Annotated in this window: 14 protein-coding genes; 11 read left to right on the top strand and 3 right to left on the bottom strand. The window is 42.8% G+C overall.

All coding sequences use genetic code 11. The features are described from left to right. Nucleotides 1-3: 3 nt before the first annotated feature. On the bottom strand, nt 4-837 hold the full coding sequence (locus AC622_RS05640) for an MBL fold metallo-hydrolase (protein ID WP_049670167.1): 834 nt from the start codon (nt 835-837) through the stop codon (nt 4-6). Nucleotides 838-1,119: 282 nt separating this feature from the next. Between AC622_RS05640 and AC622_RS05645 the strand changes: the two genes are divergently transcribed. The 7 genes from AC622_RS05645 (at nt 1,120) to AC622_RS21180 (ending at nt 13,304) form a co-directional block, all read left to right on the top strand. Further along, complete coding sequence (locus AC622_RS05645) at nt 1,120-5,376, top strand: 2-hydroxyacyl-CoA dehydratase (protein WP_049670168.1); 4,257 nt, start codon at nt 1,120-1,122, stop codon at nt 5,374-5,376. 169 nt (nt 5,377-5,545) lie between these two features. Beyond that, nucleotides 5,546-6,586: a YHYH domain-containing protein gene (locus tag AC622_RS05650; protein WP_049670169.1), complete on the top strand. Its 1,041-nt coding sequence runs from the start codon at nt 5,546-5,548 to the stop codon at nt 6,584-6,586. Nucleotides 6,587-7,339: 753 nt separating this feature from the next. Then, nucleotides 7,340-8,785 (top strand): DEAD/DEAH box helicase, encoded by a 1,446-nt coding sequence (locus AC622_RS05655; RefSeq protein WP_049672811.1) that lies wholly within the window; start codon nt 7,340-7,342, stop codon nt 8,783-8,785. A 582-nt stretch (nt 8,786-9,367) separates the two neighbouring features. Beyond that, nucleotides 9,368-11,389, top strand: coding sequence for a Na+/H+ antiporter (locus AC622_RS05660; RefSeq protein WP_049670170.1), 2,022 nt, complete (start codon nt 9,368-9,370; stop codon nt 11,387-11,389). Between the two features lie 94 nt (nt 11,390-11,483). Next, the gene (locus AC622_RS05665; RefSeq protein ID WP_049670171.1) at nt 11,484-11,888 is read left to right on the top strand and encodes a hypothetical protein; all 405 of its coding nucleotides are present in this window, start codon (nt 11,484-11,486) and stop codon (nt 11,886-11,888) included. 172 nt (nt 11,889-12,060) lie between these two features. Beyond that, nucleotides 12,061-13,065: an NAD-dependent epimerase/dehydratase family protein gene (locus AC622_RS05670; RefSeq protein WP_049670172.1), complete on the top strand. Its 1,005-nt coding sequence runs from the start codon at nt 12,061-12,063 to the stop codon at nt 13,063-13,065. A gap of 65 nt (nt 13,066-13,130) precedes the next feature. Continuing rightward, nucleotides 13,131-13,304, top strand: coding sequence for a hypothetical protein (locus AC622_RS21180; protein ID WP_197089906.1), 174 nt, complete (start codon nt 13,131-13,133; stop codon nt 13,302-13,304). Between the two features lie 121 nt (nt 13,305-13,425). Here the strand turns inward: AC622_RS21180 and AC622_RS05675 are convergent, their stop codons facing one another. Further along, nucleotides 13,426-13,746: a hypothetical protein gene (locus tag AC622_RS05675; RefSeq protein WP_049670173.1), complete on the bottom strand. Its 321-nt coding sequence runs from the start codon at nt 13,744-13,746 to the stop codon at nt 13,426-13,428. A 132-nt stretch (nt 13,747-13,878) separates the two neighbouring features. Here AC622_RS05675 and AC622_RS05680 point away from each other — a divergent pair, with 132 nt between their 5' ends. After that, entirely contained in the window at nt 13,879-14,541 is a 663-nt protein-coding gene (locus tag AC622_RS05680; protein WP_231589484.1) for a DUF1836 domain-containing protein, read from the top strand. An 89-nt stretch (nt 14,542-14,630) separates the two neighbouring features. Here the strand turns inward: AC622_RS05680 and AC622_RS05685 are convergent, their stop codons facing one another. Then, nucleotides 14,631-14,930 carry a rhodanese-like domain-containing protein gene (locus AC622_RS05685; protein ID WP_082197241.1) on the bottom strand — a complete coding sequence of 100 codons (300 nt, stop codon included), beginning with the start codon at nt 14,928-14,930 and terminating at the stop codon, nt 14,631-14,633. A 578-nt stretch (nt 14,931-15,508) separates the two neighbouring features. Here AC622_RS05685 and AC622_RS05690 point away from each other — a divergent pair. The 3 genes from AC622_RS05690 to AC622_RS05700 all read left to right on the top strand — a co-directional run bounded on the left by AC622_RS05690 (nt 15,509) and on the right by AC622_RS05700 (nt 20,169). Beyond that, a complete protein-coding gene (locus AC622_RS05690; protein ID WP_049670175.1) occupies nt 15,509-18,064 on the top strand; it encodes a vitamin B12-dependent ribonucleotide reductase in 2,556 nt (851 codons plus the stop codon). Nucleotides 18,065-18,163: 99 nt separating this feature from the next. Then, nucleotides 18,164-19,192, top strand: a complete 1,029-nt coding sequence (gene splB / locus AC622_RS05695) for a spore photoproduct lyase (RefSeq protein WP_049670176.1) — start codon at nt 18,164-18,166, stop codon at nt 19,190-19,192. A 74-nt stretch (nt 19,193-19,266) separates the two neighbouring features. Beyond that, a complete protein-coding gene (locus tag AC622_RS05700) occupies nt 19,267-20,169 on the top strand; it encodes a patatin-like phospholipase family protein (protein WP_049670177.1) in 903 nt (300 codons plus the stop codon). The last annotated feature ends 21 nt before the right edge of the window (nt 20,170-20,190 follow it).

A 20,190-nucleotide genomic window follows, 5' to 3' on the forward strand; every position in this document is an offset into this window, starting at 1 on the left:
AAATCATGGTTCCCTCGTTATCTTCTGAGCTTCATTTAAGATGGATGTCACGATATGAATGGAATCCCATTCCCCACCCGATGCGATGGTAATAGGGTACTGCTTCGGAAAGAGCTCCTTCTTAATGGATAAGACATCCATACCCTTATCATGCAGCCGGATGACTTCTTCCTGCATAGCTTCAAGATATTGAAGTTTATCAGACAGCCGTTTTCGGCCTTTTGGCAAGTAGCCGGCATGACTGCAATAAACCTCCTCAAAGTCATAAGCAAGCACCTTTTTGATAGAAGCCATTGTTTGGGTGATGTCCTCCTCAGCAATAATGACCTTTGTTCGAGTCAGGACATATAAATCACCGCTGAATAATGCCTTACGGTCATGATTGTAAAAGGAGACATGATCCTTCGTATGACCGGGTGTATGAATCGTTTCCCATGACTCACTTTTAGAAGAAAATAAGGGTGGAAGCGGTTTAGCCTCAAAGGATTCCGTCTCTCCCCAGGCAAGCTTGCGATATTCGGGATAATCAAAGGGCTTGCTGCACGACGCAGCGGTGGATTCATGTATGTAGATGGGAACATGTAAATGATTTTGTATCCATTTAGCCCCGCCTGCATGGTCTTCGTGATAATGAGTTAAAACGACCCGGTCGATTGGTTTCTTCGTAAAGAAAGGGATGTAATCGTTCAGTAAGAAAGGTGAACCTGTATCGATTAAAAGTCCATCCACGTAAAAGCTGTATACACTCATCTTAGTCCCGGGGAGCGAGACGATACCATAAGCACAATCCACTTCGGCGTGGCTGCTCTCTCTTAAGCTTGTTTCCACCTTAAACATCTCTAACTCCTCCTTTAAAACATCTTATTCTCAGCATAACATAAAAACGGAAAAAAATATCAATGGTTGAATGGGTATTCATTATTCGTTGAGGCAGATTTCGCTATTTGAATGGATTGAGAATTTTGACTATTATATATATTATATTAATATAATTATTTTAAGGACTAAATGAATATGGAAACTGAACAGCCCTCACTCCTATCCTTATATCCCAGCCATCCTATCATTTTCTCCAATACAACGATATCTTGAGTTTCAGAAAGGGGATTTTATGTTTCTATGCGTGTGCATATTGGGTTAGATATTGGTTCAACCACTGCAAAATTAATGATCTTGGATGAAGATAAACAAGTACTGTATAAAAATTATCTGCGCCACTTCTCTAATGTGAAGGCAGCAGTCGTGAAAATGCTCCAGGAGGGCTTGCGCAGCTATCCTTCAGCAGAAGCAACAATTCATATAAGCGGATCTGGCGGGATGTCTATGGCAAAGCGTCTGGACATTCCGTTTGTTCAGGAGGTCATCGCCTGTACAGAGGCTGTCGAGTTTCATATCCCATCAACGGACGTTGTCATTGAGCTTGGGGGAGAGGATGCAAAGGTCATCTACTTCCAGGGTGGTATAGAACAGCGAATGAATGCGGCATGTGCAGGAGGGACCGGGTCATTTATCGATCAAATTTCCAGTCTAATGCAGACTGACGCGGGAGGGTTGAATGAGCTGGCCAAGGGACATGAGAAGATTTATCCGATTGCCTCCCGCTGCGGTGTATTTGCTAAGACAGATGTGCAGCCGTTATTAAATGAAGGGGTACGGAAAGAGGATATTGCAGCATCAGTGTTTCAAAGTGTTGTAAACCAAACGGTATCAGGCCTTGCCTGCGGCCGTCCGATTCGTGGGAGTGTGGCATTTCTAGGAGGGCCGCTGACCTATCTGTCTGAATTGAGACAACGGTTTATTGAGACATTAAAGCTCTCAGATGAGGATGTGTTATTCCCGGAGGACAGTCAATATTTTGTTGCTTTGGGTGCAGCAATGTGCAGTATGCAGTCACCTTCTTATCTTCTGATTGATTTGGTGAAGAAGTTCAATGATTACAACCCTTCTATCTATGAAAGTGATATCGCAGCACTTCCAAGGTTATTCCAGGATGAACAGGAGCTTGAAGATTTCAGGGAGCGTCATGGACGCAATGAAGTAAGGAGGGGAGATTTGGCTTCCTATTGCGGAGGAGCTTATTTAGGGATTGACGCTGGCTCGACGACGACAAAAATTGTGCTAGTTGGGGAGGAGCTGGAACTGCTTTACACATTCTATGCGAGCAATAAGGGGAATCCTCTCCAATCAGTTATCGATGGGCTGAAAGATTTATATAAGATCATTCCAAAGGACGTCTCCATTATATCGTCGGCCGTTACCGGCTATGGGGAGGGCTTGGTGAAGGCTGCCTTAAATATTGATTTCGGGGAAATCGAAACAGTGGCCCACTATAAAGCTGCGGCAAAATTCTTGCCTGAGGTTGATTTCATCCTTGATATCGGCGGTCAGGACATGAAGTGTATCAAAATCAAAAATGGGGCGATTGACCATCTCATGCTGAATGAGGCCTGCTCTGCAGGCTGCGGGTCATTCCTTGAGAGCTTTGCTCATTCGCTTGGAGTGGATATTAAGGACTTCGCTAAAGAGGCTTTGCTTGCGGACTCGCCAGTTGATCTAGGCTCCCGCTGTACAGTGTTCATGAATTCTAAGGTTAAGCAGGTTCAAAAAGAAGGGGTCACATTTGCTAATCTATCAGCTGGTCTTTCTTATTCAGTTATCAAAAATGCTATACAGAAGGTAATGAAGCTTCGAAATACAGAGGAGCTTGGAGAGAATATCATCGTTCAAGGAGGAACCTTCTATAATGAAGCAGTCCTGCGTGCCTTTGAGAACATTATTGGCAAGGAGGTCATCAGGCCAGATATTGCTGGGATGATGGGGGCATACGGCTGCGCAATCATCGCAAAGGAACAGAGCCGATTGGCTGGATTAAGAGAAAGCGGAATCCTGCATCTTTCAGAGCTTGATGATTTCACTTATTCTGTCAGCCATAGCCGATGCGGTCGGTGCGGCAATAATTGTGCCTTAACAATCAACCGCTTCAAGGACAAGCGCTTCTTTATCACAGGGAACCGTTGTGAGCGCGGTGCGGGCAAGCCGAGGAAGAAAACGGACCTGCCGAATCTTTATACCTATAAATATGAAAGAATTTTTCAATATGAGCCGCTTTCGGAAGAGGAGGCATTCAGAGGAACGGTTGGCATTCCAAGAGTCTTGAATATGTATGAGAACTATCCATTATGGCATACTTTCTTTACGAAATTGGGCTACCGGGTCATGCTATCGCCAAAATCCAGCAAGAAGTTATTTGAAGCCGGAATGGATTCCATCCCTTCAGAATCAGCCTGTTACCCGGCGAAGCTGTCCCATGGTCATGTGAAGCATCTGGTTGATCAGGGAGTAGACATGATTTTCTATCCATCGGTTGTATATGAGAAGAAGGAGGCTGAGGAAGCAGCCAACCATTATAATTGCCCGATTGTGACCTCTTATCCGGAAGTTATCCGCGTCAATGTGGATTCCATTCGGGAAGCAAATATTCCGTATGTACAGCCATTCCTGACTCTTGATAATGAGCGGGCCCTGATTAATGAGATGGCCAAAGCGCTTCCTGATGTGCCGAAGAAAGAAATCAAGACAGCCATTCGTCTCGGTCTTGCTGAACTTGATCATGCAAAAAGCGATATTCGCCTCAAGGGGGAAGAGACGATTGCCTATTTGAAGGAAACCGGCAAGAAGGGAATCATCCTGGCAGGCAGGCCTTATCATGTTGACCCGGAAATTAATCATGGTCTGTCTGAGCTAATCACAACCTATGATATGGCTGTGCTTACAGAGGATTCTGTCGCACATTTGGCTGAGCCAGAAACAGACCTGCGCGTCGTTAATCAATGGACGTATCATTCTAGACTTTATAGAGCAGCACGTGTGGCTGCAAAGGAAGAGTCACTTGAGCTTGTGCAATTGACGTCCTTCGGCTGCGGGCTGGATGCAGTCACAAGTGATATGGTAGAGGAAATTCTGGAAGAGAGCGGCAAGATGTACACACTCATTAAGATTGATGAGATCAATAATCTCGGAGCTGCCCGTATTCGTATTCGTTCCTTAAAGGCTGCTATAAAAGAACGGGAGCTGGCTCAAGTGAAGCCGGTTCAGAAAATCAAGCGTCCGCAGGAGCCTGTGAAATTCACGAAAGAGATGAAAAAGGATTACACCATCCTGATTCCTCAAATGTCGCCGATTCATTTCTCTTTATATGAAGCGGTCTTAAATAGTGAAGGCTATAAAGGAGGAGTACTTCCACTCGTTTCGCAGGAGGCTGTAGACGAAGGTCTTCGGTACGTGAATAATGATGCCTGTTATCCGGCTATCCTGACGATTGGCCAATTGGTTCATGCCTTGAAGTCGGGCAAATATGACGTGAATAAGACGGCGCTCATTATGTCACAAACTGGCGGTGCCTGCCGGGCTACGAATTATATCGTCTTATTGAGAAGGGCATTGAAGGATGCCGGAATGGGGCAGGTTCCGGTCATTTCGATGAATACACTCGGTCTTGAGAAACACCCTGGCTTTGATATAAGCCCTTCCATGATTCGCAAGCTGATTGCCGCGACCGTTTATGGAGATGCGCTCATGCGGATGGTCTATCGCGTTCGTCCATATGAGGCAGTTAAGGGGAGCGCAAATGAACTGATGGACAATTGGATTAAGACCTGCAGGGAGTCACTAAGGAAATTCCGCATGAAGGATTATAGGAATTACCTCGTTTCCATGGTAGATAGCTTTGATAGGCTGCCTATCATTGAATCGCATAAACCAAGGGTGGGGATTGTTGGAGAAATTCTTGTGAAGTTTCATCCTGATGCCAATAATCGAATTGTCGAATTGATTGAGCAGGAGGGAGGGGAGGCAGTCATGCCAGATATTCTAGACTTCTTCCTCTATTGTGCATATGATGGACCAGCCCAATTAGGGAAAAGCCGCACATCGGCTGCTGTATACCGTGCTGCTATCCGTTATATTGAGAGCCTCCGCAAGCCCCTTAAGGAAGCTCTGGAGAATAGCACGAGGTTTAGCTCTCCGCACACGATTGATGAGCTTGCGGCGAAGGCTGAAACCATCCTCTCAACTGGAAACCAAGCGGGTGAAGGCTGGTTCCTCACAGGTGAGATGATTGAATTAATTGAGAGCGGGGTGCTGAATATTGCTTGTGTTCAGCCATTTGCCTGTCTTCCAAATCATGTGACGGGAAGGGGAATGCTGAAAGGAATCAAGGAAGTGTACCCTGATGCAAACATTACAGCAATCGATTATGATGCTAGTGAATCTGCCGTCAACCAAATGAACCGTCTGAAGCTCATGCTTGCAACAGCCTTTAAGAATACGGCGAAGCTGGAGGAAAAGGCTGCCCGTTTGCAAGAGGGCGTGAAATGATAAATGAAGAGGCACTGTGCCTCTTTTTTTTATTGTCTCACGGGTAAATGTCATATGCTGAATAATTCATTTGCACTCTCTAAAATTCTAAAAAATGTAATAATATTGAATTATTTACCATTTGATAGTAATATATTTTATGTTAAAAAATGTAAAAAGAGGAGTGTATATGAAAAAGATAGCTATTCTTCTATGTTTATTATTCTTCATGACGTCAGTGGATCAGATTTTTGCCCATTCTGGAAGAACTGATTCCTCTGGTGGTCATAATTGTAGTGAAAAATCGCAAGCCAAGGGATTATGTGATGGATATCATTATCATAATGGGGGGAGTACGCAGAATAAACAAACTGAAATACCAGCAACTAATACAAAAGACAAGGATTGTACGGATTTTTCGACATATGATGAAGTAGTTGATTACTGGAATCAAAAAGGCTATTCTGCTTCCAATGATCCAGAAAACTTAGATGGCTGGGGGAATGGTGTTGTAGACGACGGAATTCCATGTGAGCCACCAGATGGCTATGATAAGACAAAAATTAATAATAGCTCGGAACAGTTAGCTTTTAAACAAAAGCGAGAGGATCAGGAAACAGGTAAAGAGGAAGGATATAATGTGGGCAAGCAGGATGGGTATTCAGGTAATCAAGAAAATCTAGATGTTTCATCTGGTTCAGAATCTTATCGAGAGAGTTACCATGCTGCTTATATAAAGGGGTATGAAGAAGGAAAGTCTAAGATTGAACAAGAAAAGTCAATAGCCTCTGAAGCTGGATATAAGTCAGGACAGGAGACAGAAACAATAAAAATTCCTGAATCATATATAAAGAATCAACTTCTAAGAAATGCCTATGAAGCTGGATTTGATAAAGCATTGTTAGAAAAGACAGTGATAAAAATAAAGAAATTAAGAAATAAAGGGTATGAAGATGGGATGCAGGATATTCAAAATCCTCCAAATAATTTAGAGGAACAATTATTAAATGCATATAAGGAGGGGTATGAAGAAGCACAAAAAGAATTACAGGAAAAATATTATAATGAAGGCTATGCAGCAGCATTTTCATCACTACAATATTCAGAACCCGAAATAAGCAGTAAGAAATTTACGAAGTGGTATAAGGAGGGATTCATCTCAAATAAAGAAGTTAATCAAAGAAGCAGGGAAAAAACTAGGGGAATCTGGAGAAGATTATACTATAGCTAAAGAATATAAAAAAGGTGAAAACATTTTTGAATATTATTATCAAGTTGGTTATGAAAAATATGAGAAAAATCGGAAAGAGAAACAAGCTACAACTACAACAGGTATAGGTTTTATGGTTTTATCATGGCTAGGTAGAAGGTTATATATAGCTAAAAAAATGATTAGCTAGGAAGGAGACTAAGGTGAATTTATATAACAAGGTTTGTTATAAGGTTGAAGATGTTTTTGTGAAGATGTTGACAACAAAACAAGATGAATTAGTAGTTAAGGAGAAAGTTAGTCAGTATCGGATAAGTAAGGAGAATTCTAAAGACATCAATAAGTAAACTTCTGCTTATCCAGTGGTATGTCAAAGTTATTCAACATTTATTAAAGAGTATGAGATTATAGGAATTTTTTCGACCATTTTGTTATTTGGCAAAATGGCTTTTTTATTTCCTTGGCATTAATTATTGTGATTGTATTTTCAGTAGTTATGTTCACCATGTTAATTTAAAATGTTAAGTCTTGAAATTGCTTAAGCGAGAAAGTTTGACGCTGTGAAGATGATGATATGTTAAATAATTGGTCTGTTAAAGGCTAAGGTGGTTTTATAATGACAATTAGAAATAAAAGCTTATAGTTAAGGCTAAGTATATCGGTAATATAGATGCATCCCAGCAAAATCCCTGCAATTTGCGTGATATCGGGTATAATAAGGCAATACCGTTATCCAAGATGGAGAAGGATAGAAATGAAAATGAGGAAGAATACATGAAAAACATCAGTTTTAAAGATTTTCAGCTTGAAGAGTCCATTGAGCGGGCTTTAGACAGCATGGGATATAAACAGCCGACAGAGGTGCAGCAAAAGGCCATTCCGCTTCTGCTTTCAAACAAGGACGTTATTGTGAAAGCTTCAACAGGAAGCGGCAAGACAGCGGCTTATGGCATTCCGCTCTGTGAGCATATCGATTGGCTTGAGAATAAACCGCAGGCAATTGTACTGACACCTACAAGGGAACTAGCTGCTCAGGTGAAAGAAGACCTGATTAATATTGGCCGCCTCAAGCGTATCAAGGCGGCAGCAGTTTATGGAAAGCAGCCATTTGCTAAGCAAAAGCTTGAACTAAGCCAGAAATGCCATATCGTCGTCGGTACGCCGGGAAGGGTGCTTGATCATATCCAAAAAGGAACCCTGTCCATTGAAAAAATCCGCTATGCGGTCATTGATGAAGCAGATGAAATGCTGAATATGGGCTTTATTGACCAAGTGGGAGAGATTATGGATGCTTTGCCAAAACAAAGAGTTACGATGCTGTTCTCGGCAACTTTTAGCGATGATATCAAACAATTAGGCGAAACCTTTCTAGACAGCCCTGAATCAATTGATATAGAGGATACGCCCCTGGCGAAGCCTCGCATTGTCCATGAAGGCTACTTAACGGAAGAGGAGCAGAAGCTTACCTTACTAAGAGACGTAACGACGGTTGAAGGAGCAGACAGCTGCATGATTTTCTGCCGGACCCAGGAGCAGGTGGACCGCTTATTTGAAAAGCTTGCAGAGTGGGATTATTCCTGCGGAAAAATCCATGGCGGCATGTACCAGGAGGACCGTTTTGATGTGATGAACCAGTTTAAGAGGGGAGAATTTCGTTATTTAGCGGCTACCGATGTAGCAGCTCGTGGAATTGATATTGAGGAAATTTCCCATGTCATTAATTATGATTTCCCACATGAGAAAGAAGCCTATGTGCATCGTGCTGGAAGAACAGGACGTGCCGGAAAAATGGGCAAGGCTATTTCCTTTATTACTCCGCACGAGAGGGATTTGCTTGCTGAAACACAAGAGTATGCGGGCGTTTCTGTCCTCATAAAGAAAGCTCCGGAAAAGGAAGAGGTTGAAGCGGCACGGGATTCGTTTGAGCGGAATATGTTTGAGACCGAATGGAAGAAGGACAAGGGGGCAGAGCTCAATCACGACATCATGAAGCTATTTTTCAATGGCGGAAAGAAAAAGAAGCTAAGAGCGGTCGACTTTGTTGGTACGATTGCCAAGCTTGATGGTGTGAATGCCGAGGATATTGGCATTATCACCATTGAAGATCAGGCTTCCTTTGTTGAAATCTTAAACGGAAAAGGCCCATATGTCCTCCAGGCCATGAAAAAAACAACGGTTAAGGGCAAGCGGCTCAAAGTATACGAAGCTTTTGACCGATAAGATGAAGGCTCTGATGATTCTCAAAGATTGAAGAATCATCAGAGCTTTTTTGTAGGTTCTCAAGTGCTGCTTCATCTCTTTTTGCTTTTTAAGTTTGGCTCCTTCACTGGCGTCAATCAATTGTCCAGTGATCCATCTTGCCTCCTCGGATGCGATAAAGGCACGTCCTGGCGATTAATGAGTTGACGGAATGGGGAAGCAAGTATATTGATAATTGCCAAAGAACAGCCGAAACTTGAAGACCGCCTTCCTAGCGGTCTGCCGTTAATAGGGGGCGATTGAGTGGAAAACACTAAGAGGGCATCTTATATGAGACGTTTTCGTTTTTTTGAAAGAATAGAATATCATAAATCGACTGGTGAGTATGTTCCTTTGTACGTATAACCGCTTGCTAATGGAGGCGGTTGTTTTTTGAACAAATAGTCAATCGAAAGCAGTCTTTACGATAAAAGTCGTGTAATAGGGAGGGGTGCAATGAGTAATCTTACGACTTGGGTTTTCCTGAATCGGATTTGAGGGAATGGTATAAGCGTGTATGTGGCACACTAAAGAAATGATTTGCTATGGATTGAGGGTATACTTATGGATTTATTATTATCAATTATTGTCTTATTAGTTCTTTTGTTAGTCTCAAATATTATTAGTCATTATTTGCCGATGATTCCGACCGCCCTGACACAAATCGCGCTCGGAATTTTGTTTGCTGTTTTTGTGAAGGAAATTTCCTTTGAGCTGGAAGCCGAATGGTTTCTTCTTTTATTTGTCGCTCCGCTTCTCTTTAATGATGGGCGGCGCTTCCCGAGGGAGGAGCTGTGGAGGATGCGCTGGCCAATCTTGGCCAATGCCTTTATCTTGGTGTTTTTAACAACGATAATTGGCGGTTATTTCATTCATTGGCTCATTCCATCGATCCCGTTAGCTGCCGCCTTTGCACTGGCAGCCATCCTTTCTCCTACTGATCCGGTAGCTGTGAATGGAATTGCTGAGAGAATCTATCTGCCGCCTGTCATTTTAAGGCTGGTCAGAGGAGAATCGCTTATCAATGATGCATCCGGGCTGATTGCCTTTAATTACGCTGTTGCCGCGGTTGTCACAGGGTATTTTTCACTGAGTGAGGCAGCCTTGGATTTCGTTTATGTCGTATCTGCTGGAGCAGTCTCAGGGATTATTGTCGGTTTGCTGCTTGTCGGCTTGCGCCGTTCTTTGAGGAGGCAAGGAATTGTTGACGTTACGTTTTATTCCCTGCTGCAGCTTGTATCGCCATTTATTATTTATTATGCGGCAGAGGGGTTGCTTCATGCATCAGGAGTGATTGCCGTTGTTGCTGCAGGAATCATTCACTCGAGCGTTAAAGAGAGAGCGGGAATCCGTAATGCTGATGAACAAGTCGTCACTGAACATATGTGGTCAATTATCTTATTCGTCTTAAATGGGGTTGTTTTTTTGTTGCTCGGTTTAAGCATTCCCTCGGCGATGAAGGAAACAGTGGAGAATCCGGCTATCAGTAACTGGCTGATCATTGGATATATCTTGGCTATTGGATTGGTTATTATGCTGATTCGGATGATCTGGACGTATTGTTATATGGGAATTGAATTTGTTTTATCAAAGGGAGGTACCGCTAAGCCAAGTGTAAAGGTAAGTATATTAACGGGCTTGACCGGAGTAAGAGGAGCCATCACGATGGCAGGGGTGCTTTCTCTCCCTTACTTCGTTGCTAGCGGGGCCCTGTTTCCTGAACGGTCATTGACCATTATGCTTGCCGGGGGAATTATCCTGCTGACATTAGTTGCTGCGGCCATTCTGCTGCCAATGTTCAGTAAGAAAGATTCAGCAGGGAGTACCGTTCAAATACCCCCTTATGACCAATACAAGATTCGGCTGCTGTGGGCAGCAGTGAAGAAAATTGAGGAAGAAACGACGGAGGAAAATCAAGCAGCGGCTTTTGAGCTGGTTGGTGAGTACAAACGTGTGATTGAGCAAATTCGCTACGATAATCGTGAAGATGAACGAATAAATGAAATGGAGCAAGAGCTGATGGACTATCGGATCACGGGGTTGAGGACTGAACGCAAGTATTTACGTGAATGTATTAATCAAGGTCAGGTTAGTCCAGAGATTATCAGCCGCCTCCTTAAATCACTAGATTTACGTGAGGAGGTGCTTGCTCACAGTCTATTGTCCAAGGTGATGATTGTGATAGGACAGTTCAAGAGGAAATATTGGTATACGGACAGGGCGTCAGCGAATCAGGCTGATGATTATGCCAAGATGCAGGAGCTGCAAATGAATGCAGCAAGGGCTGCGATAGATAAGCTGTCTAAAATAAGGGAAAACGGGGGAGATTCAGAGAGCCTCAATGTTGTTATACGGGAATATGAGCGCTTTATCGAGAAATGGAAAAGAACGCAGACAGATGACATGCGAACGAGAATGATGCGCGATGAGCAGAAGGAAGAGCTTCGTTTTAAAGCATTAGAGGTTGAACGCTCAACTATTCAAGGCATGTATGAGGAGGGGCAAATTAATCGGGAGACAGCCAAATATTTGCGCCGCTTTATCAATGATGTAGAGAGTCTTCTGCTTCAAGAAACAGAGGAATAACAATAAAATAGAGGAAAAAGATATTCATTATTTCCTTAAAATAACGGTTTGAAAGAATGTTATTTTGTGAAAAGGAATAATGAGGGGGAATAAGGTGATAAAGATGAGAGAATGGGCTCAGCAATTAACACAAAAAGAATTTTACCGTCTTGTCCAAAATGATATTGTGGATGATTTCAGGAGTACACCAATCAGTATAGAGCATGCCTTCGATTTATACCAAGCGCATTATAAGGCGAAGGATGGAGCATGGCTTCCTCACTTTTTCATTAAAGATAAGAGAAGTGATGATTGCCTGAATTATCATTATTATGAGATTAGCGTACACCTAGCCTATAATATTTTGTACGAATATTATGTAGCTCAGGATGAAGAACCGCTCAAGAAAGCGATGCTTGCTGATAGGGTATTCAAAATCCTTGATTCTGTCCATGGTGAAGAAAAAACGCCAGTGTCCTTTTACAAGCATAAAGTAAAGGAGCTATATACCATTGTTTAGGCATGGATGGAGGGATAAGGCTTATATGGCAGGAAAAAGGGCTTTTTTGAAGTCCTTTTTTTTATGGAGTAATATTGTGAAAAACTTCACAAAAATATCATATAAGTCTGAATGAGCGAGAATATAATGTGGTAAAATCAGGATATAAAGTGAAGATAAGGGGTGTGTGTATATGAGGATATTCATGATTGGCGGAACAGGCTTAATAGGATCAGAGGGAGCGAGAGCATTGATAGAGCATGGACATGAGGTTTCAACCTTGTCCCTGCCGCCCGTGCCGGCAGGAAGTATGCTGCCGGACGAAATGAAGATTGACTTCGGAAATTATATGGAGATGACAGATAAGGAAATCAAGGAAAAAATGTCGGGCTGTGAGGCATTTGTGTTTGCGGCAGGTGTTGATGAGCGCATCGAGGCAAACTCTCCTGTTTATGATTTTTTCAAAAAGCATAATATCGATCCACTCTATCGTTTTCTAACGATTGCTAAGGAGTGCGGCGTCAAGCATGTCGTTGTTCTTGGTTCCTATTTCAGCTGGGCTCACCGCACGATGCCTGAATTGGATTTATATAAGCATCATCCGTACATACGGAGCCGTGTTGACCAAGCGGAGATGGCGCTAACATTCGCTGATGAATCTATGAGTGTGGCTATTCTTGAAATACCGTATGTGTTTGGCAGCCAAGAAGGAAGAAAGCCAGTTTGGGTGTTCCTTGTTGAACAGATCAAAAATATGAAGGGGGCAACGATGTACCCTGAGGGCGGTACAACAATGGTGACGATACGGCAGGCCGGGCAGGCAATCGCCGGTGCAGTTAAAAATGGCTTAAATGGTCAGTATCCGGTTGGCTATTATAATATGGAATGGTCAGAAATGCTTAGCATCATGCATAAATATATGGGCTGTGAGAATAAAGAGATTATCGTGATTCCGAAAGATTCCTATATAAAAGCAATGGAAGCAAAGGGAGAAGATGAGCGAATAAAGGGAATAGAAAGCGGCTTGGACACAGCAGAATTTGCGAAGGTATTTACAAGAAAGTTGTTCATGGACCAAGACGTCGTGAGCCCATTGGGAATGGAGCCTGATGATATCGAGAAAGCCATCGGAGATTCTGTCCGTCTCTCCATAGAAATCTTGGAAGGAAAAGCTGACGTAATTGATATGACAGTATAACCATTGCTCGCTCTTTCATGCTTTTGTTCTATAATAAAGAGAAGAGAGTAATAGGAGGGAAGCAAATGAGATGCGGAGCAAAATGCTTCCTCGTTGAGATAGAGGCACAGGGTGAAAAACAAATGATGCCCATTACCGCACGGACACCTGCGGAGGCACGTAAAAGAATCCGCCTGGAATATGGAACCGAAGCCAGTATCCTTTCGGTAAAGGAAGAAAAGAAACCATCGAATGCATAAGGCATAAGGCGAGATCCTTTGTCGCAGGCTGAACGAAGAAACACTCCCTGTTTATTGGGGAGTGTTTTTTATTGTTTATGAGCAAGTATGTTTCAAATGGAATCATCAACCAATCTGGGTTTCAAATAGACGGTATGCCAAATGGAAACAAGATTGGCGCGAGATAAATAACCCCTAACAGCAGAATGAGCGAGAGCGATAGGAGGATAGAGAAAATCGATTGGGCAATTCTCCTTTTATTAGGGTTTTCAAAGGGAATTCCAATAACCCCTAAGATCAAGGTGACCAGCAGAAAAGGGATAAGGGAATAAATCCATGTCTGGCTGCTAAAGGCCGAGCCGAATATCATAAAGAAGATAAAGACGATAAAGGCGAGCAGTGTGAGGAGAAAGGACCATTGGTTGGCAAAGGTCTGAACCGCACTCTTTTTTTCTGATTTCATGTTCACCATTCCTTTGTGTAAATCTATAGACCATTATATAATGGTTCCGAATATTGGGAATGGGGTAAAAGTCTCTCCTTGCTGATTTATACATCTAGTATTAAAAACCATATGTGGGATTTATGGAAATAGATGAAGTGGTTGTTATTTACCTTGCATGAGGAAACACGTATAATAAATGGAAAGACGAAGAAATATGAGGGATTATTGATGAATGATAAAATGGATTTTATAGAGAATATTGGGTTAAATGAAAGGCTGAATCTTCACGAAATTCCAGAGATTGACCTTTATATGGATCAAGTCATTCAATTATTCGAGAATAAGTTTAAAGAAACAAAGCGGACTGATGATGAGAAGATTCTTACGAAAACGATGATTAATAATTATGCGAAGGCTAAAGTGTTCTTCCCAATCAAGAATAAGAAATACACGAAAAGGCACTTAATCTTGCTCAGTCTTATCTATCAGCTAAAAGGAAGCCTGTCCATCAATGAAATCAAAGGGATTCTCGACCCGCTCAATGAAAGAATTATGAAGGATGATCTCTCAATTGACTGGCTGTATGAGGCCTTCTTGAAGCAAACGGATAAGAATGCCGCCATTTTCACGGAAAGTATCGAAACAAGCATGAAGGAGCTTAAGGAGACAGCAGGAGCTAGTCAGGAGGAGGATGCGGAATATTTTGAGGAACTATTGGCCGTAGCATCGCTTGCTCATATGAGTCAATTGTATAAGCGGGCTGCTGAGAGCTTAGCCGCCAAGATTGAAGATAGACAGCCGAAAAAGGGGTAAATAAAAACCCCTTTTTCAGAAACCTGAATAAAGGGGATTGTCCGCGTTTTGTGTGTGAGTTGATGCGCTTTTGACAGCATCGGCTCTTTTTATTTGGATTTGATCTTTCCAGTCCATTTCTTGAAGCCGCCATCAAGCTGGTAAAGGTCGCGGTAGCCGTTTTTGTATAACATTTGAGCTGCTCTTGTGCTTCTCATTCCACTTTGGCAGTATAAGTAGACAGGCTTGTCCTTGCGCAATTCCTTCATGCGCATCTTTAATTGAGTGGATGGAATGTTGCGGGCTCCCAAAATATGTCCGCCGTCAAATTCATTTTGTTCACGAACGTCAATCAGCTGGGCTTTCCGGTATCCAGCTTTGAACTCTTCTTGGGATAAGGTCTTAACCATTTTTTTTGTAGAGAAATAGCTGTAAATTGAATACGCAATGATCAGCACAGCCAGGCCAATCAGAATATATGTCGTTGGTGTCAATGAAATCCCCACTTTCTCGTTTGTTCCCTCATTTATTATACAGGGAGATATTTTGTCTGGCAAAATTTTTTTATGGCAATCCCTCTAAAAAGAATGCTTTAATCTTTACGACCCCTCCTTCGGACCGATATAATTTATATTCTGGCATTCGACATCAGTCTTCATCAAAAGGGGTTCATAAGCCAGAATAAGGACGAATATTGTAGAATGTAAGGCAAAAGTCCTAAATCCTAGTTATTGTTTGATTTTGTTCAAAATGGGTAGAAAAATGTTCATAATCGCAGATTCTCTTAAAATTCTGCCCATAGAGGAAGATTGACAATTCATTCGATAAATGCACAAATACAATATATAGTATGCGTTGAAAAAATAGGGACACAATATGTAGTTGAATTTCAAAAAGACGTATGATAACGTTATTTATATTAAAACAAACTGCATCAGAGAAAGAAAAACATTCATGAAGAATACTTAAGAGGTTGGGAGAGATCATATTGTATACTGCTGTTAATCATAAGCTGTCTGTAAATGTCGAAAGGTTGAATAAGGATATTGCCAATTTTCCACAGGTGTTTCCAATAACACCCGACATGAATAAGACTTATAAAGGTGTATCAAGACTTGTTATGATCGATCGCTATTCGTTTAAGGATACGGAGAAGCTTACGCTTGCCAATGGGGACTTCGTTGTCTTGACGATCAAGGAAGATCCAAAATTCCCAGCCCGCGGACTAGGATATATTCAAGAAATTGATTGGGAAAAGAAAACAGCCCATGTGCTTGTAGAAGAAGAATACAGAGCTTCGTTGGACAAGCATGATGAAATGAAAACAGGTTTGATTTGCAAGTCGCTTGATGTCATTGAAAAGCCGCTTGAGATTTACTATGAGCAAATCGCCAAACGCAATGCGCGCGGTTTGGCACAAGTGGAGAAGACAGAAGAGAAGCGTCAGGAATCCTTTGAGAGATTCTATCAGCAATTGGTTCAAACAAACTTTATCCCTGCTGGCCGTGTGCTGTATGGAGCTGGATCGGAGACAGAGGTGACATATTTTAACTGTTACGTTATGCCGTTCATCAAGGACAGCCGTGAGGGTATCTCTGAACACCGCAAGCAAGTTATGGAAATTATGAGCAGAGGCGGCGGAGTAGGTACAAACGGTTCTACCTTGCGTCCACGAAACACCCTTGCCCGTGGTGTTAACGGCAAATCCTCGGGAGCGGTTTCCTGGCTTGATGATATCGCGAAGCTGACTCATTTGGTCGAACAAGGCGGTTCACGTCGCGGTGCGCAAATGATTATGCTTGCTGACTGGCATCCCGATATTGTTGAGTTCATCATCTCTAAGATGCAAAATCCGAAAATCCTGCGCTTCTTGATGGAAGTATCAGAAGATGAGACGATTCAAAGGCTGGCTGCAGAGAAATTAAAATTCACACCTCTTTCCATTCAGGAACAAGCCATGTATCAGGGAATCGTGAACTATAAGACCATTCCAGGACTAGGCGGTTTCAGTGAAGCCATCATTCAAGAAGCAGAGGAAAAACTGGCGCACGGCGGCAATGACGCTGTCCATAATCCAGACTTCCTAACAGGTGCAAACATCTCTGTCTGCTTGACAAAGGAGTTCATGGATGCTGTTGAGAATGATGCTGAATATGAATTGCGCTTCCCTGATGTAGAATCCTACAGCCCAGAGGAAATGGAAATCTATAATAATGAATGGGCGGATTGCGGAGACGTACGGGAGTGGGAAAAACGCGGCTATGGTGTGCGTGTTTACCGTAAAGTGAGAGCGAAGGAATTATGGAATTTAATTAATATTTGTGCTACTTACTCTGCGGAGCCTGGTATTTTCTTTATCGATAATGCCAATGACATGACTAATGCAAAGAGCTATGGACAAAAGGTCGTTGCGACAAACCCATGCGGTGAGCAGCCTTTAGCTCCTTATTCCGTATGTAACCTGGCAGCCGTGAACTTAGCGGAAATGACAGATAAGGACGCAAAAACGGTCAATTTCGATAAGCTGAAGGAAACGGTTAAAGTCGGTGTTCGCATGCAGGATAATGTCATTGATGCGACTCCATATTTCCTTGAAGAGAATAAACGCCAAGCCTTGGGCGAAAGACGTGTCGGCCTTGGAGTTATGGGTCTTCATGATATGCTCATCTACTGTGAGAAAGAATACGGCTCAAAAGACGGCAATGAGCTTGTTGACCGTGTATTTGAAACAATTGCGACTGCAGCCTATGAGGAATCCATTGAACTCGCTAAGGAGAAGGGAAGCTTCCCATTCTTGGTTGGAGATACTGAGGAAGAAACAAAAGCATTGCGTGAAGCCTTTATTCAATCCGGCTTCATGAAGAAAATGCCGGAGCATATCCGTCAAGATATTCTCAAATATGGAATTCGCAACTCTCACCTGCTTACTGTTGCACCGACAGGAAGCACGGGAACGATGGTAGGAGTATCGACAGGACTTGAGCCATACTTCTCCTTCACTTACTTCAGAAGCGGACGACTCGGTAAATTCATTGAAGTAAAAGCGGATATCGTAGAGGACTACTTGGCGCGCAATCCTGAGGCAGATCCTCATAACCTTCCGGAATGGTTTGTATCTGCGATGGATCTCACTCCTGAGAAACATGCGGATGTACAGTGCATTATCCAGCGCTGGATCGACAGCTCCATCAGTAAGACGGTTAATGCTCCGAAGGGCTACTCTGTCGAACAGGTTGAGAAAGTGTACGAGCGTCTTTATAGAGGCGGAGCAAAAGGCGGTACCGTGTATGTGGACGGAAGCCGTGACACGCAAGTCTTGACTTTGAAGAAGGAAGAGAGTACCGAGACAGCTGAAATGCCAAAGGAAAGAACGGAACAGCATGTCGTGCTAGTTGACACCATCAATGCGCTTGAATCAACGAGCGTCACTATTGGAAGCGAAGTCGGCAACACTTGTCCGGTTTGCCGAAAAGGCAAGGTTGAGGAGCTTGGCGGCTGCAATACCTGCACGAACTGCGGCGCGCAGCTGAAATGCGGATTGTAATCCAATAAGGCTAAGGCAATGATTTCAAAAGGATGGCAAACTTTCTTGCCATCCTTTTTTTGTGTCTTGAACATACTACCTGTAAGGTAGGTGAGATGATTGAAACCATTCATTCCTCAACTGGTCTATTTTGAGCCTAAGGCTTTAGACTATCCATTAGGTCAAGAACTATGGGAGAAATTCCGGACAATGCCGAATGTTGAGATCCGCCAGACAACCTCCCATAATCAAATTAGGGACCTTCCTGGAGAAACGGAACTGCAGAAATATCGAATAGCCAAATCGACGATGGTGGTAGGCTTGAGGAAAACCTTGAAATTCGATACCTCCAAGCCATCAGCAGAATATGCTATCCCGCTTGCGACAGGCTGTATGGGTCATTGTCATTACTGTTATTTGCAGACGACACTTGGGAGCAAACCGTATATACGCGTGTATGTTAATCTGGAGGAGATTTTTTACAAAGCACTCACCTATATAGGTGAACGTGCACCAGAGATTACCCGCTTTGAGGCAGCCTGTACGTCAGACATTGTCGGTATTGATCATTTAACCCATTCATTGAAAAAGGCAATAAATTTTTTCGGGGAAACTGAGCTTGGACGCTTACGTTTTGTGACGAAATTTCATCATGTCGATCATTTGCTTGATGCACGGCATAATGGACATACGAGCTTCCGATTCTCCATTAATTCCCGCTATGTCATCAAGAATTTCGAACCGGGTACGTCCTCGTTTGATGAAAGGCTGGAGGCGGCCAGAAAGGTAGCAGCAGCCGGTTATCATTTAGGATTTATCGTAGCCCCCATCTATATGCATGATGAGTGGGAGGAGGGCTATGCGGAGCTGTTTGACCGGCTCAAAAAGGCGCTGGGGGAATATGCGGATCTTCCGCTTTATTTTGAACTCATCCAGCACCGTTTCACAAAGCCGGCCAAAAAGGTTATTGAGGCCAGATATCCGAAATCAAAACTTGAGATGGATGAAACGAAACGAAAATATAAATGGGGCAAGTACGGGATTGGAAAATATGTTTACCCGGATGATGAGGCTGCCCGTTTAAGAAGTCATATTGAAGAATCTATCCAAGCTCACTTTCCGCAGGCAGAAATTAAATACTTTACCTAAACCGTTCTAAAATGCACTCCTACTGCTTAAAGATGATAAGTAAGCGAGAACATCTTGGGAGGGAGTGCATCGGTTTGTACATAGATGGTGTTTTCTGCGGCGGGGGAATCAAAGGATTTGCCCTTATCGGTGCCGTGATGGAGCTGGAGCAGCAGGGATACACGTTTAAACGTGTAGCGGGAACAAGTGCAGGCTCCATTATTGCTGGATTTCTCGCGGCTGGATACAGTGGTGCTGAGATTAAGCTCTTAATGGAGGATGTTGAGCTCAGCCGGTTATTGGAATCGAAGAAACGGATCCAATTTCCTTTTGCCCGCTGGTTGAAATTATATTGGACGATGGGTTTATATAAAGGAGATGCCCTAGAGTGCTGGATCAAGGAAATTCTTGAGAAAAAAGGGATTCATACTTTCGGAGATCTTTCAGATAAGCAGCTGCGTATCATTGCCTCCGACCTATCAAATGGGCGTATGCTTATATTGCCTGATGATCTTGCTGCCTATAATATTGAACCGAAACAGTTCCCTGTCGCAAAAGCGATTCGGATGAGCTGCTCCATTCCCTTTTTCTTTGAGCCGATCAAGCTGAAAACAGTCGGGGAAAAATACATTGTCGTCGATGGCGGGGTGTTGAGTAATTTTCCGATGTGGTTATTTGATCAGGATAATATTAATCCTATCAGACCAGTACTTGGTCTTAATTTAGTTCATGAGAAGACAGAGAAGAGCAAAGAGGAAATCACGAATGCGATTGGTCTTTTTTCTTCTCTTTTTGAAACGATGCGTAATGCACATGATTCTCGTTATATCTCACGTAAGTTTGTCAAAAATATTATTTTTATCCCAGTGAAGGATGCAGGTTTTATTGAGTTCTCGCTGACAGATGAGCAAAGGACAGGACTGGTTGAAAGCGGACGGAGGGCTGCGGCTCAGTTCGTCAAACATTGGACGCATCGAATAAAGAAGAAAATGAATTAAGAAAAAAGGTTCAAGCACAAT

The organism is Bacillus sp. FJAT-27916, assembly GCF_001183965.1.
Classification (GTDB): Bacteria; Bacillota; Bacilli; order Bacillales; family Pradoshiaceae; genus Pradoshia.